Source organism: Campylobacter sp. RM12647 (assembly GCF_020138135.1).
Taxonomy (GTDB): Bacteria; Campylobacterota; Campylobacteria; order Campylobacterales; family Campylobacteraceae; genus Campylobacter_E.
Map to the genome: position 1 here is coordinate 24,078 of NZ_JACGAS010000017.1, position 14,635 is coordinate 38,712.

General features: G+C 26.8%; 8 protein-coding genes and 2 pseudogenes. All 10 read left to right on the plus strand.

The window, feature by feature from the left end; translation table 11 throughout:
• Window positions 1–2: 2 nt before the first annotated feature.
• Window positions 3–1,034 carry a 3-dehydroquinate synthase gene (gene aroB, locus AVBRAN12647_RS06940; RefSeq protein ID WP_336614912.1) on the plus strand — a complete coding sequence of 344 codons (1,032 nt, stop codon included), beginning with the start codon at window positions 3–5 and terminating at the stop codon, window positions 1,032–1,034.
• Complete coding sequence (locus AVBRAN12647_RS06945; protein ID WP_214118407.1) at window positions 1,031–2,599, plus strand: mechanosensitive ion channel domain-containing protein; 1,569 nt, start codon at window positions 1,031–1,033, stop codon at window positions 2,597–2,599. The genes aroB and AVBRAN12647_RS06945 overlap by 4 nt, the downstream gene beginning before the upstream one ends.
• Entirely contained in the window at window positions 2,583–3,830 is a 1,248-nt protein-coding gene (gene mtaB, locus AVBRAN12647_RS06950) for a tRNA (N(6)-L-threonylcarbamoyladenosine(37)-C(2))-methylthiotransferase MtaB (RefSeq protein WP_442862277.1), read from the plus strand. Before AVBRAN12647_RS06945 ends, mtaB begins: the two co-directional genes overlap by 17 nt.
• Entirely contained in the window at window positions 3,805–5,325 is a 1,521-nt protein-coding gene (locus AVBRAN12647_RS06955) for an AAA family ATPase (RefSeq protein ID WP_336614913.1), read from the plus strand. Before mtaB ends, AVBRAN12647_RS06955 begins: the two co-directional genes overlap by 26 nt.
• Window positions 5,326–5,334: 9 nt before the next feature.
• The gene (mog, locus tag AVBRAN12647_RS06960; protein ID WP_214150363.1) at window positions 5,335–5,868 is read left to right on the plus strand and encodes a molybdopterin adenylyltransferase; all 534 of its coding nucleotides are present in this window, start codon (window positions 5,335–5,337) and stop codon (window positions 5,866–5,868) included.
• A gap of 86 nt (window positions 5,869–5,954) precedes the next feature.
• Complete coding sequence (locus tag AVBRAN12647_RS06965; protein WP_336614914.1) at window positions 5,955–9,842, plus strand: hypothetical protein; 3,888 nt, start codon at window positions 5,955–5,957, stop codon at window positions 9,840–9,842.
• A gap of 270 nt (window positions 9,843–10,112) precedes the next feature.
• Window positions 10,113–10,799: pseudogene (locus tag AVBRAN12647_RS09730) on the plus strand (cache domain-containing protein); the annotation flags it as partial.
• 363 nt (window positions 10,800–11,162) lie between these two features.
• Window positions 11,163–11,657 (plus strand): annotated as a pseudogene (locus AVBRAN12647_RS09735) (methyl-accepting chemotaxis protein); the annotation flags it as partial.
• A gap of 37 nt (window positions 11,658–11,694) precedes the next feature.
• On the plus strand, window positions 11,695–12,006 hold the full coding sequence (locus AVBRAN12647_RS06975) for a DMT family transporter (RefSeq protein WP_336614916.1): 312 nt from the start codon (window positions 11,695–11,697) through the stop codon (window positions 12,004–12,006).
• Between the two features lie 211 nt (window positions 12,007–12,217).
• Window positions 12,218–14,635 (plus strand): beta strand repeat-containing protein (locus tag AVBRAN12647_RS06980; RefSeq protein WP_336614917.1); only part of this gene is annotated, 2,418 nt, incomplete at its 3' end.

A 14,635-nucleotide genomic window follows, 5' to 3' on the forward strand; every position in this document is an offset into this window, starting at 1 on the left:
TTATGGTAATAGATATTGATTTAAAAGATAAAGCATATAAAGTTTATATAGATGAAGAATTAAAAATAAATAAAGATTATGTAATTTTAACTAATACAACTTTAGAAAAACTATACTTAAATGATGTTTTACAAAAAATAGGAAAACAACCAAAAGCGATAATAGTTATACCAGATGGAGAAGAATACAAAAATCAAGAAAGCGTTAATTATATTTTAGAAGAACTATTTAAAGCTGAAATTAGTAGAAATGATTTGCTAATTAATCTTGGCGGCGGGGTAATTAGCGATATTGGTGGCTTTGTAGCTAGTATTTATAAGCGTGGAATAAAACATATAAATATAGCTACAACCTTACTTGCTAGTGTTGATGCAGCAGTAGGTGGTAAAACAGGCATAAACAATGCTTATGGCAAAAATCTAATAGGCACATTCAAGCAACCTAGTGCTGTTTATATTTTCACAAATTATTTTAAGACTTTAAAAAAGGCTGAATTAAGTGCTGCTATGGCTGAAGTTATTAAAATGGCTGTTTGTTTTGATTTGGATTTTTATAATAAATTAAGCAAATTAAGTTTTGATGATATTTTTGATAATATCTTAGAATTTGTAGAAAAATCAATAAAAATTAAAGCAAATGTGGTAATAAATGATGAGTTTGAAGATAATCTTAGAATGAAACTAAATTATGGTCATACTTTTGCTCATGTTATAGAAAATGAGACGAATTATAAAGGCTATTTACACGGAGAAGCTGTTGCTATTGGTATGGTTATGGCTAATAAATTGGCTTGTAATTTAGGTTTAATTTCAAAAGAATTTGAAATAAGTATTTTAAATACTTTAAAGAATTTTAATCTACCTACATTTTATAAAATCAATTCATCTTCTAAATTCTATGAAGGATTTTTTCAAGACAAAAAAACTCTAAGTGGAAAAATCAATTTTATTTTACCTAGCAAAGAAGATTTAAGCATTATTAAAAATGATATTTCAAAAGATGAAATATTAAAAGTTTTAAGGGAATTTGAATGAGATTTTTATTAGCTTTTTTTGTTTTTGTAACTTTTATTTATGCAGAAAATACAGAAGAATTTACAAAAAACCTTGAGGGCGTGTATTCTGTCAAGGAAAAATTGCATATTATAAATAATGAATTAAAAGACAATATCACTATAAAAAATTATAAAAATTACCAAGAATATTTAAGATTAAAAAATGAATTAAAAGAAGCAAATGAAAATTTATTAAAAGCTAAAAAAACTCAAAAAGAACAATTAGAAAATACCATAAAATCACTTGAAGATAAACTAAGTGTATTAAAAGATTATGAAAGCTACAGCGTAGTAAAGTATTTAAATCTACCTAGTGAGCCTACTGAATATAAAAAGATTTCAAATATTTATTTAGTTATTGAAGGTTTATCAGAGCGTAAAGAATTAGCTAATGAGAAAAAAGAATATGAAATAAAATTAAAAGATTTTACTACATTAGTATCTAAAATAGATAAGAAAACAAAGCTTTTACAAGAACTATATGACATTGAGCCAAGTGAGAATTTAAGTCAAGAATTAGTATATTCTATAAAAGAATTAAATGATTATAAAAGCGCTTTAGAAAATATCACAAATGCTTTTGAGATATTTAAAGTTAAGGCAAATAACACAATTAAGCTTATAAATAACGATATAAAAAAGCAATATGATAGTGCTATATTTTTTATAGCAATTATTATTTGTATATTTATTGCTAGGTATTTATTAGGCTTGATGCTTAGAAAATATGTTGATGATAAAGATAAAGTTTATACTTCTTTCAAGATTTTAAATATATTTACTTTTATTATTGTTTCTATGTTTTCTATATTTTATTTTGTTGAAAATATAAGCTATTTAGTAAGCGTATTAGGATTTGCATCAGCTGGTCTTGCTATTGCTATGAAAGATATGTTTATGAGCTTACTTGGTTGGGCTACTTTACAATTTGGTGGTGGCTTTCATGTAGGTGATAGGGTAAAGGTTAGTAAAAATGGAGTTACTTATGTAGGAGATATTATTGATATTTCTTTACTTAAGATGACTATATACGAAGATGTTACATATACTACTTTTTTGACAAATCGTCGTGCTGGAAGAATTATTTACATACCAAATCACTATATTTTCACAGAATTAATATCAAATTATAATTATTCTTATATGAAAACCGTTTGGGATGGAATAGATATAGTAATAGATTTTTCAAGCAATCTTGAAAAGGCAAAACAAATAATTTTAGAATCAGCTAGTTCTCATACTCAAGCATTCAGCGATAGTGCAAAAAAAGCAATTCAAAAAATGAGAAATCATTATCAAATGAAAAATTCAGGAACAGACCCGAAATTATTTGTAATGCTAGAGCAATACGGGATTAAAATATCTATTTGGTATATGACAAATTCAAGAGAAGCTCTTAAAATGCGTTCAATAGTAAGTGAAGAAATTATTAAAAGATTAAAAGCAAGTGATGATATAAAATTAGCTTTCCCATCACAAACTATTTATATGGATAAAAGAAATAATCAGCCATTTTTAAAGGATAATAATGAAAATATATATTAAAACTTTTGGTTGTAGAACCAATATTTACGATAGCGAACTAATCAAAAGCTATATAAAAGATAATGAAATAATAAATGATGAATTACAAGCTGATATGATAGTAATTAATTCTTGCACGGTTACTAATCAAGCTGATTTAGGCTTAAAGCAATATATAAGACATATTAAAAATCATAATCCAAATACTAAATTCATCTTAACAGGTTGTGCTGCAGCAAGTATTGGTAAAAACTTATATGATAGCAAAATAGTTGATGGTGTAATGGGTGCGTCTTTAAAATCAAATATAAATAAGTTCATACTAAATCCAAAGGAATTTGATTTAGGAAATTTAAATTTCATAGATGAAAAAATAGTAAGCAATTACGAAAACCACACAAAAGCATTTGTTAAAATCCAAGAAGGCTGCGATTTTGCTTGTTCTTATTGTATTATTCCTAGTGTAAGGGGCGGGGCTAGAAGCCTAAAATTAGAGCAAATTATAAATCAGATAAAAACCCTAGCTAATAATGGTTATAAAGAAGTAGTTTTAACAGGCACAAATATAGGTAGTTACGGAAAAGATTTAAATCTATCTTTAGCAAAATTGCTTAAAGAAATTAGCAAAATAAATGGGATTAAAAGAGTTCGTTTAGGTAGCATTGAGCCGGTTCAAATTGATGATGAGTTTAAAGAATTATTAGACGAAGATTTTATTGAAAAACATCTTCACATAGCCTTACAACACACAAATGAAAAAATGCTAAAACTAATGCAAAGAAGAAATAAAGCTTATAAAGACTTAGAATTATTTGAATATTTAGCTAATAAAGGCTATGCCTTAGGCACTGATTATATAGTAGGTCATCCAGGTGAGAGTGATGAAATATGGGCTGATGCTATTAATAATTTTAAGAAATTCCCTATAACTCATCTTCACGCTTTTGTGTATTCTAAAAGAGACGGGACAAAAAGCGTAGAATTAGCAAAGACTTTAGGCGAAGTTGATAAAAATATCTCAAAGCAAAGATTAAATGAGATTAAAGAAATTACTAGATTAAAAAATTATGAATTTAGAAAAAATCAAAAAGATTTAATAGTATTAGTAGAGCAGTTTAAAGACGGCTATTATCAAGGATACGACCAATATTTTAATTTAATTAAAATCAAATCAGATAAAGACTTATTAAAAACTTGGATAAATATTAAAGATTACGAGGTAGAAATTGACAAAAATAAAGCCATTTACTAAAAATATCAAAATAATAATCGCTTGCATAATTCTTGCAATTATAGCTTTAGGAATATTTTCGCTAAGTAAAAAAGAGCAAAATATATCTTTAAATGAGTTTTCATCATTAGAATTAAAAAATATTTCAAATGCTTACATTTATGAAAATATGCTTTATTTTTCAATAAATGATAAAGATTATAAAATTCTAGCTGATGAAGAAATAATCAAAAAAATCTTAAAATACAAAAGCGTAGAAAATAAAACAGAATTTGATTATTCAATAATTTTAGTTTTTATTATGATAATAATTTTTATTTATTATCTAATATATTTAAGAAATCTTAGCACAAAACAAGGCATATCAAATCATCCAATTAATAATGTCTTAAAGCCTGAATTTAGATTTGTTATCAAAACAGATAGTAATTTTAATGATGTTATAGGTCAGTTTAAAGCCAAAGAAGAATTAAGAAAATTAAGCTCTATTTTTAAAACTAACAACCCTTGCTTGATAAAAGGAGTTTTATTAACAGGTGCTAGTGGAGTAGGTAAGACTATGTTAGCAAGAGCTTTAGCAAATGAGTGTGGAGTTAATTTTTTATACCAAAGCGCAAGTAGCTTTAACGAAATTTTTGTAGGTCTTGGAGCAAAAAGGGTTAGAGAATTGTTTGCAAATGCTAAAAAATTAGCACCTTGTATAGTTTTTATTGATGAAATTGACGCACTTGGAAAGCAGCGTGGCAATGCTTTAGCAAACGATAGTGAAAATACACTTAATGAATTGCTAACTCAAATAGACGGCTTTGCAGAGCTTAAAAATGTCTTAGTAATTGCTGCTACAAATAGAGCTGATGTTTTAGATACAGCTTTACTTAGAAGATTTGATAAAAAAATTCATTTTACCTTACCAAATTATAGCGACAGAATAGAGTTCTTTAAACAACTTGTTAAAAAAGATTTAATAAGTTCTGATTTTAATTTAGATTATTTAGCTTATATTTCAAAAGGTTTTAGTGGAGCTTCTTTTAAAAGCTTAGAAAATGAATTGTTACTAAGAGATAGATTAAGCGAAAGAGAAATAATAAATGAAATTTTAGTGATAAAACACGGCATTAGCGAAGATTTAGAATTAAGCGAAAACGAGCAATATATTCAAGCTATTTATCAAGCAGGTAAAATCACTATGGCAAAGATTTGTGATGCGAATTTGATTTATGCTAATTTATTTACATTTGAGTATTTTTATCCAAACGAGCATATAAAATCATTTTCAGAAATAAAAAATGAAATCAAAATTCTTTTATCAGGAATGTTAGCAAATGAATTATTTTTAGGCGAAAATTACAATAATTTTTCTAAAGATAGAGATAAAATACAAGAATTAAGCAAATTTTATGTGGAATTTGAAATATCATCTTTAGAAGAAGAATGTAAGGAATATTTAAAAGCTTATGAAGAAGAGATTAAAAATACAGCAAATGAATTGCTTTTAAATAAAGAAATATTTTTTTAAAGGATAAAAATGGATATTATAAAAATAGGGATAATTACGAGTTCAGATAGAGCAAGTGCAGGAGTTTATGAAGATATTAGTGGAGCAGAGATTAGAAAAATTATGCAAGAATATTTATTAAATGAAATTGATTTTAAATACTCATTAATCCCTGATGAAGAAGAGCTGATTACAAATGAGATTATTAAAATGTCTGATGAATTTGAATGCGATTTGGTATTTACCACAGGTGGAACAGGACCAGCTTTAAGAGATGTTACACCAGAAGCAACAAAAAAAGCAATCGAGCGTGAATTACCAGGCTTTGGAGAATTAATGCGTGCAAGCTCACTTAAGATTGTCCCAACAGCAATCCTAAGCCGTCAATTAGCAGGGACAAGGGGTAAAACTCTAATAATCAATCTCCCAGGTAAGCCAAAAGCAATTCGTGAATGTATAGAGCCTATTTTTCCTGCGATACCATATTGCCTAGACTTAATGAATGCAAGTTATATAAATGAGAGCGAAAATGCACCAAAGGTATTTAGACCTAAAAGTAAGTAAAAAATATTCAAAAATGCACACAAGTGCAATAATTATTTAATAAAAAAAATTATAATTTAAAACTTTAATTTTTTAAGGAGAATAATATGAATAGGAAAATTGTGTTTTCATTAGTATTATTATCGGCTTTTTCTTATGCAAATGCAGAGAATAGAGTGGAATTACAAATAGGTATAGTGGATACTGATAATGCAAATCAGCATAGTAATCACTTAAATAAATGTATTAATTCTGTGCCTGGCAACAGAAGTGTTGATGGCTTAAACGATTGTGCTAAGCTAAGAAAGATGAACGATAAATTTTATGTTCAATGTTTTGCAAACCCAGATATAAGTGATGATACTTACAAAACTTTGTCTGAAAATTCGAGTTATTTCCATTTAATAAATATCTTAACTCAAAAAGGCGATGTTGTTAAAAACCCAGAAAAGGTTAGATATGAAGCATTAAGACAATGTGGAGTTAGCTATTTTGATGCTAGAATGTATTCAGCTTATAAAATGGCTGTAAAATATACACCTTATGATGAAGCTAGAAATTTTATTGTTAGTTATCGAGATAAAGTAATTCAACCAAAAATTTCTAGCGCATCTGAAGTATGTAAAAGAGTTTTAAATGCGGAATTGAATTATATAAATAATTCTCAAAAAGGCTTAGATGATATTGATTACGACCCATATTATGCTGCAGTTGGTTTTAGAACACCTGAAGTTCAAAATTTTTCATCTAGTAAAACATTTTCAACTAATGTTAAGTTAAAATCAGATTTAGATGGTAATGATAAGAAAAAGTTTATAGAAGAATATTATAAAGAATTTCATGCAAATACAACAGGTAGAGTTATAGTTTCAAGTAGTCCAACTGTTATTAATAGTCAATATTTAGTGTATTTATTAGACCAAAATGAGTTTGCAGGTAGCAATGGTTGGGTATATAGAAACTTTTCAAATGTTGTTGGTGATAAAACAAATGCAGGTGATATTCAAGGAATGAAAGGTTGTTCTAGTTTATCAAATGTTAGTTTAACAACTTATAGTATTGCTTCTTGGGACGTTAATAAATTAATTTTTGTTAATGAAAATTATAATAACTCTGTAGTATTAGGTGTTTGTGATGTTTATAATAAATATTTAGAATTAAACAATAATCCTAATACTTTTGCTAAAGACAGAGCTTTAGAAGCTATAATTTTAAAGAATTCAAAAATTAAACCTTTTGATTATGGTGATTTGCTATCAGATTATAATGATAATAAAAATGGCAATCGTGTGAATGATTATGCCGGTGGTGTTAGCAAGTGCTATAATTATGATTTAGAGCATTATTCATCACAATATTCAAGAGCTAATTATTTTGATTATTTAAATCAAGAAGATTTTAGAAAAGATGATGCTAAGGAGATTGTAAGAAAAAATTATGTGTTTAGTATTCACAAAAATAACACTACTAGAAAAGGTATTGTTTTAGGAGATGATGATACTTATAATTTCAGTGTAAATGTTAGACCTTCATTTGTAACTAACAAACAATATAATTCTCAAGGAAAAGGGTCTGTTGTAACTACACAAGTATCAAATCTAGCTGTTAAATTTATCCCTGATGCTAATTATTATCAAATAACAAATGAAGCAAATCAAACTGATAAAAAAGATAGCAAACCTTTAAAAGTTACTAATTTAGATGATGTATATATTGCTTTAAATAATAATAAAACTCCATTTAACGCTGAAGATAGAAAAGCAAATAATATTTCAGTTAAATATTATTTAACAAGTTTTGAATTAACAAAGCAAAGAATGGCAGATGCGAATGGTGCAGTAGATTCTAAAACAGAAGTGATTTCAACCAATACTAAATATGAATTAGTTCAGAAAGAAAACATAGCTGGTTTTGGATTAAAATTTACAAAAGATACATTCAAAAAACTAGCTAAAATTGATGATAATGATTTATTAAAAGGTAATATTTATAAATTCACATTTAAACCTTTAGAAATTGTAGAAGAAATTACCGAAACAAATAGAGAAGAAGTATGTCCAACAAGTGGTGCTTGCAAAATTCAAGAAGTAAAAAGAACTTATGAAAGACCAATGTTTCAAGCTTCAGGTGTTGATATTGTAAAAGGTGCTCCAAAGGGTAGTGTAGAAATTATCTTAGGTCATAGTGAAATGCCAAATGGTATTAATTTTGGAACAGCTTATAATAATATTGATGCTACTAAAATATTAGAAAATAATAAAATTGCTTCAAATACAAAGGTAGCTGATAAGATTTATACAAGAACAAGTAGCCAAGATATATATTTAGGCTTTACAAAACCAGATGTTAAAGTTCTTTATAATCAATACATTAAGTTTTATAATGGTTCTGATGAGTTAAATGCAGATATTTATAATGGAAGTAAAAAACTTTCAAAATCAACTACAGAATGTAAAGGTTATTATCCAATTGATAACAAAATGGTTCTACATTTAAAAGACAAATTAGCTGTAAATCAAAATTATCAATATAGATACGAAATTGCAGAATATGATAGCATTTTTGAAGAATGCTCAGTATTAGGCGATAGAAGTTCAAATACATTCTCAATTAGACCAGATAGTATTACTTATAAAGTAGGCACACTTGATACATTTGATAAAAAAGCAGGTAAAGAAGATAAAAAATATCCAAACAATAATGTAACTTTCACTGCGGATTTAAAAGATGATAGATTTGGAATTAGTGTTGCAGAATTAAAAGTAAGTGATTCAAAAGGTAGTGTTAAGAAATTCTATTTAGAAGATAAAAACTCAGTTCAACTAAATCAAGTTGGCTCAAAATCTACTACTAGAACATTTGTTGATTTTAATAAAGCAAATGGTAATTTTGATATAAAAACCGTGTTTCCTTTAGTAACAGATGCTCAAATAGCATTCTCTGAAAATAAATTTACTATAGGAGATTTAGAACAAGATTTATGTGTAAATTCTAATGTTGCTGTAGATATTACTAATGCTAATAAGATTAATTCAGATGGTAAAATTAACTGCCAAACTCCAGGTAATGAACTTACTGTTAATTTTATAGCAGATGAGACATTAGGCTTACAAATTGATAATACAAATATGGCTATTAGACCTTATTTAGTAAATAAAAGCTTTACAAATTATGTTCCATTTAGCGATAACGACTCTGAAAGATTGGCATTGCCATTGCAAGTATCTAATAAAAATACTAATAATTATTTTTATAAAAAATTTGCTAATGATGATGCAACTCTAAATATTACTTTAGGATATGAGCCAACACCAAATGTAAATAAAGTAATCATTAAAGCTGATTCTGAAACTTTAGGCGTAACAGCTACAAGTGGAACAAAAGGCGGATTTAAGGTAACTGGATTAAATAGTGGATTTGACAATGCTTTAAGTTTAATTGACCCAAGTGCTAAACTAAGCACCTATGATGATAGCAAGTTTAATGCAAAAGAATTTGGTAAAATTTTAGTTAAAATTGGCTATCCAAAATATGATGGAACTAAGCCTAATTTAGACCCTAAATTCTTAATAAAATCTGCAGAAGCAAAAATTGTTTTTAATGGTGGCGGTAGTTTACCTGTAAGTAATTTATTAACAAATCCTTATGAGTTTGCTTTCACAGGCTTATTCTTTAAAGATTTAAATAAAAATACAGGTAAAACTCGCAAAATTAGTGAAACTGATGCTTGGTTGTTTAAATATGAAAATAACAAATTTGTAAAAATGGATTCTAAGAATTTGAACAATTACTCAAAAGTATATAATGATGCTAAAGGTGGATTTAGCTTTATTTCTGATTATTCTAAAACGGAAATAGCAGGAGATACTTACAAAGTTCCAACTAATTTAGAAAACAACCAATATATAAAAGATACTTTAAGATTTAGAGTAAAAGATAAGGCATTTAGTTATCTTGATTCTGATGCTACATTTACAATTGAGTTTGTAAAATAATTCTTTAGCCCTTAGTTTATCTAAGGGCTTTTATTTTTAACATATATTTTCTTATTAATTTATTTACTATTTTTTAACATTATTTTAACTTAACATAAATAAAATTAGCGATTTTAATTATTAAAATATTAAAGGGGCTATATGAAATTATCTTACAAAATTACTTTATTTGCTTTTGTTTCATTATTGATTATCAATTTAAGCGCTATTTTAGTAGCTAGTAAAGGTATGAATGGATTAGACAATATTGCTCAAGAAGCTCTTGATAATATGAGTGTTGATGATGCGAAAAAAACAGCAGTTAGTATTACTAGCTTAATTACTTCAATGTCTAAAAAAATTCATTCAACAAGTGAAAATCAAGAAAGTTATAATAAAAATATTCTTACATTTTTAAGTGAATTAGACTTAAAAAATCGCTCTGTTAATTTATTTGTAATTAATAAAAAAGGCGAATATGTAATGCACTATCTAAAAGATAGAATTGGTGAAAATGCTTATAATAAAAAAGATTCTAATGGTAAATTATACATACAAGAAATAATTCAAACAGCAAATAATGGTGGTGGATTTGTAACAACCCATATGAAAGCTGATAAGACAAGACCAGAAAGAGATGTGGTGTATTATGTAGAAAAAGATAGTTTCAATGATTATGTATATATAAGCGTAATTTACTTAGTAGAAGCTAAAGAAGAAATAGCAGAAATTAGTGCAAAAGTATTAGATAAGAAAAATGAAGTTGTTTTAAACTATTCTGTATTTGCAGTTATTTTATGTATTATTATTCTTGCTTTATGGCTGATTGTTATTAGAATTTGGATTAGCAAACCATTAAATGAACTAACCCAAAAAGCTTATGATTTATCTAAAGGAGATGGGGATTTAACTAAACTTTTAGAGATAAAAGGCAAAGATGAAATAGCAAGTGCTAGTAAAGCTATAAATGATTTTATCGGTAAGATTAGAATTTTAATTAACGAAGTAAAACAAATATCTTATGAAAACAAAACAATAGCAGCCGAGCTTAGTAGTGTTAGTATGCAAACAGGAAAAAGAAGTGAAGAAAGCTTTAATATAGTTGAAAATGTTGTTGAAGAAGGTAAATTAACTAAGGATAGTTTATCATCAGGCATAAATAGTGCTAATGATAGTAAAAATGAACTAAGAGGTAGCACAACTAGTATTCACGAGACCATTAATGCTATTAATTCATTAACTAATCAAATAAATCATAGTGCTGATATAGAAAGTGCTTTAGCTAGTAAAATTGAGCAATTAAGCCGTGATGCTGATAATGTTAAATCTATTTTAGAAATAATTAATGATGTAGCAGACCAGACTAACTTACTTGCATTAAATGCTGCAATTGAAGCAGCAAGAGCAGGAGAGCATGGGCGTGGATTTGCCGTAGTAGCTGATGAAGTAAGAAGCCTAGCAGAAAGAACTCAAAAAAGCCTTAGTGAAATAAATGCAACAATAAGCGTTATAGTTCAAGGTATTAAAGATGCAAGCGAGCAAATGAGTGATAACTCTAAGCAAATTGGCAATCTAACAAATGTTGCAAATGGTAGTGAAGAGCTAATTAAAAATATGGAACAAAAATTAAAAGAAGCAATAATTAGTAGCGATAAGACTGTGGATAATTATATTAACGCTAGCAAACAAATTGAAGATATTTTAAATGAAGTTTCGCAAATTGCAAAAATTACTAATGAAAACGCAAGAAGTGTAGAAGAAATAGCAAAAGCTGCAAGTCAATTAACTAATATCAGCGAAGAATTAGATAAAAAATTAAGCGAATTTAAATCATAATATATTCTTGCTAAGATTTTGTATTTAAGGAGTTTTAATGTCTTGGATATACTTAATCTTAGCAGGTGCTTTTGAGATTGGTTGGCCTATTGGCTTTAAATTAGCTAGTAATGGCTCAAAAATATGGATAGTGTTTTCTATAGTATCAATGGGGCTTAGCGGGTTATTTTTGTATTTAGCGCAAAAAAATATTCCTATCAGCACAGCTTATATTGTATGGAGTGGTATTGGTGGGTTAGGAACGGCTTTGATTGGGATTATGATTTTTAATGATAGTATTAGCTTTTTAAAACTTATGTTTTTAAGTCTTATATTAATAGGGTTAGTTGGAATTAAAATTGTAAGTTGATTTAGTAATATAGTTATATTTTAATATCAAATAATTTATTTACTAACTAATTTTTATATTTTTATAAAAATTAAAGTAAATTTGTAAATTTTTTTACTTTTTCTTAATTTTATCAATACCCCCCCCCCATTTTATTAGTAATTCATTAACCTTTATGTATTGATTTTTAATTATAATAAGGCATTTTTCATTTATTTTTTTAGGGGAGAAAATGAATAGAACTATAAAATTATCTTTAATAGCTTTTATATTAGTGGGGGGGGGTAATTTAGCCCTTGCTGATACTATCCCAAGCACTGCTATAAATTCTTTAGCGTATCATAAGATAACTTTGAATAGTAAGCAATCTATTGTAAGTAATACTTATAATAAAGCTACTGATATAACTTTTACAAGTAATAATACTGGTACTTACATTACTTTAGGTGAAAAAAGTAAAGAGCATACAATTAAAGATGTTAATATTAATCTTACTCAAGATAATGGAAGAATTTGGACTCAAGGTAATTTAACTTTAAATAATATGAATATATCTAAGGTAAGTAATTCAAATCATGGCTTTATTGTTGATAATAATGCGAATGTAAAAATGGTAGGTGGAAGTTTAAAAAATATTGCTATAAATCTAGGTAGTTCAACTACTGCTCGTAATGGTAATGTTATTTTAGATGGAGTTATTATTGATAATATAAAATATGGTTACAATACTCAAAAAGACGCTAATTTTTCAATATTAAACTCAACTATAAATAATGGTGATTTTAATTATAAAACTACTTTTGATAACTCACAAGTTAATGGCAATATTAGTGGTGAGCTTAATTTTACAAACAAATCAAAAATTAATGCAACTATTAGCAGTGGTAATATTACTTTAGATAATTCAGAAATAAGTGGAAGTATAAACGCAGGTAATCTAACTGCTAATAATAATTCTAAAATTAATGCAACTATTACTCTTAATAATGGTAATCTTACTTTAGATAATTCAGAAATAAGTGGAAGTATAACTGCAAGTAATTTAACTGCTACAAACGGCTCAATTATAAATAGTAACTCTACTATTAGTGGAACTACAGATATTAAAAATAGCACTATAAAAGCTGATATTACGAGCAGTACTTTAAAAATTGTAAATTCAACTGCTAGCGGAACTACTGATAGTAAAATCAATTTAAATACAAGTGGTTTAATTACTACTTCAGGTAATGTTACGCTAAATAATATTGCTGTTAGTAGAACCAATCCGGTTATAGGCAATACGGCACATCATATAACTTTAGGTAATAATTCAAATGACCACAATGTAAATCTTACTATAAACAATAGTAATTTTACTAATACAGCTATTAATCGTTATTCAAAAGATATAAACAATTCAATCTTAACTATAAACAAAAGCACTTTAACTGATGTTAATTTTGGAAATACAGATGCAGGGCTTGATATTGTAAATATTACTGATAGTACGATAAATAATACCACTTCAGGTGTAGGTATTGATAAAGGGAATTTTAATATCACAAATTCAAACATAACTAGCACTATAACAGGTGGGACATTGGATTTTGAAAAATCAGATTTTAGTGGAGTTGTTAAAGGTGGTACTTTAAATTTTAAAAATTCTACAATAACAAATAGCGAATTTATAGGTGGTACTTTAAATTTTAAAAATTCTACAATAACAAATAGCGAATTTATAGGTGGAAAAATTTATTTTGATGGTTTAAGTAGTGTCAGCGGAACCTTAAAGGGTGCTAATATTTATTTAAATGATGAAAATAAAAAAGTATTATCTGATATTATTTACGAAAAAGGTTTGGTTATTGCCGAACAATCTTTAAAATTCGATGGTAAAGAAGATTTCAAAGATAAAGAATATAATTTTGGTTTCTTTGTAGAGAATGATGTAACATTGGATATTAATAATCTCAAAATGTCAAATAATAGTATTAATGCTTGGAGAAAGAATTCGGCAGATTCTTTAGTAAACAATAAAGTAAATATATCAAATTCAAGTTTAAAAGAAGTAGGAATAGGTATACATAATAATTCATCACTTATTAAGTATATGACTGACTATCTTAGCTTTACAAAAACTACAATTACAAACAATAATGCAAATAATATGATATATGCAAAAGTTATAGATATTAAAGATAGTAATATTACTGCTCCTATGATTACCACTTTAAATCAAGAATATTTAAATTCTACAAGTAATGCTATATATTATAAAATTAATAAAATAGGCACTTTTTTAAATATTGATAATTCAATTATTAATAGTTCAGTAGAAACAGGCGAACTTCATCTTAAAAACAATTCAGTTTTAAATGGAAATATTCAAGGAACTCAAAAAGTTTATATAGATAATTCTACTCTTAATGGAAATATTACAAAAGACAATAGAAATACTTGTTTTGAACACGAAGGTTGTAGTAAAGAAGTAGAAGATGTAATCATCACAAACTCAACTATAAAAGGTGATATAAACGAAGTAGGTAATGTAAGCTTAACTAATACTAACCTAGAAGCTTCAAATGTAATAGTAAAAAATGATATTATTATAGACAACTCAACTAGCACAGAAGCAAAAACCATCACAGGAAATTTCAAAGTAGGCAAC

Coding starts and splice junctions, on each gene's coding strand:
- aroB (WP_336614912.1), top strand. CDS start 3: ATGGTAATAGATATTGATTTAAAAGATAAAGCATATAAAGTTTATATA.
- AVBRAN12647_RS06945 (WP_214118407.1), top strand. CDS start 1,031: ATGAGATTTTTATTAGCTTTTTTTGTTTTTGTAACTTTTATTTATGCA.
- mtaB (WP_442862277.1), top strand. CDS start 2,583: ATGAAAATATATATTAAAACTTTTGGTTGTAGAACCAATATTTACGAT.
- mog (WP_214150363.1), top strand. CDS start 5,335: ATGGATATTATAAAAATAGGGATAATTACGAGTTCAGATAGAGCAAGT.
- AVBRAN12647_RS06965 (WP_336614914.1), top strand. CDS start 5,955: ATGAATAGGAAAATTGTGTTTTCATTAGTATTATTATCGGCTTTTTCT.
- AVBRAN12647_RS06975 (WP_336614916.1), top strand. CDS start 11,695: ATGTCTTGGATATACTTAATCTTAGCAGGTGCTTTTGAGATTGGTTGG.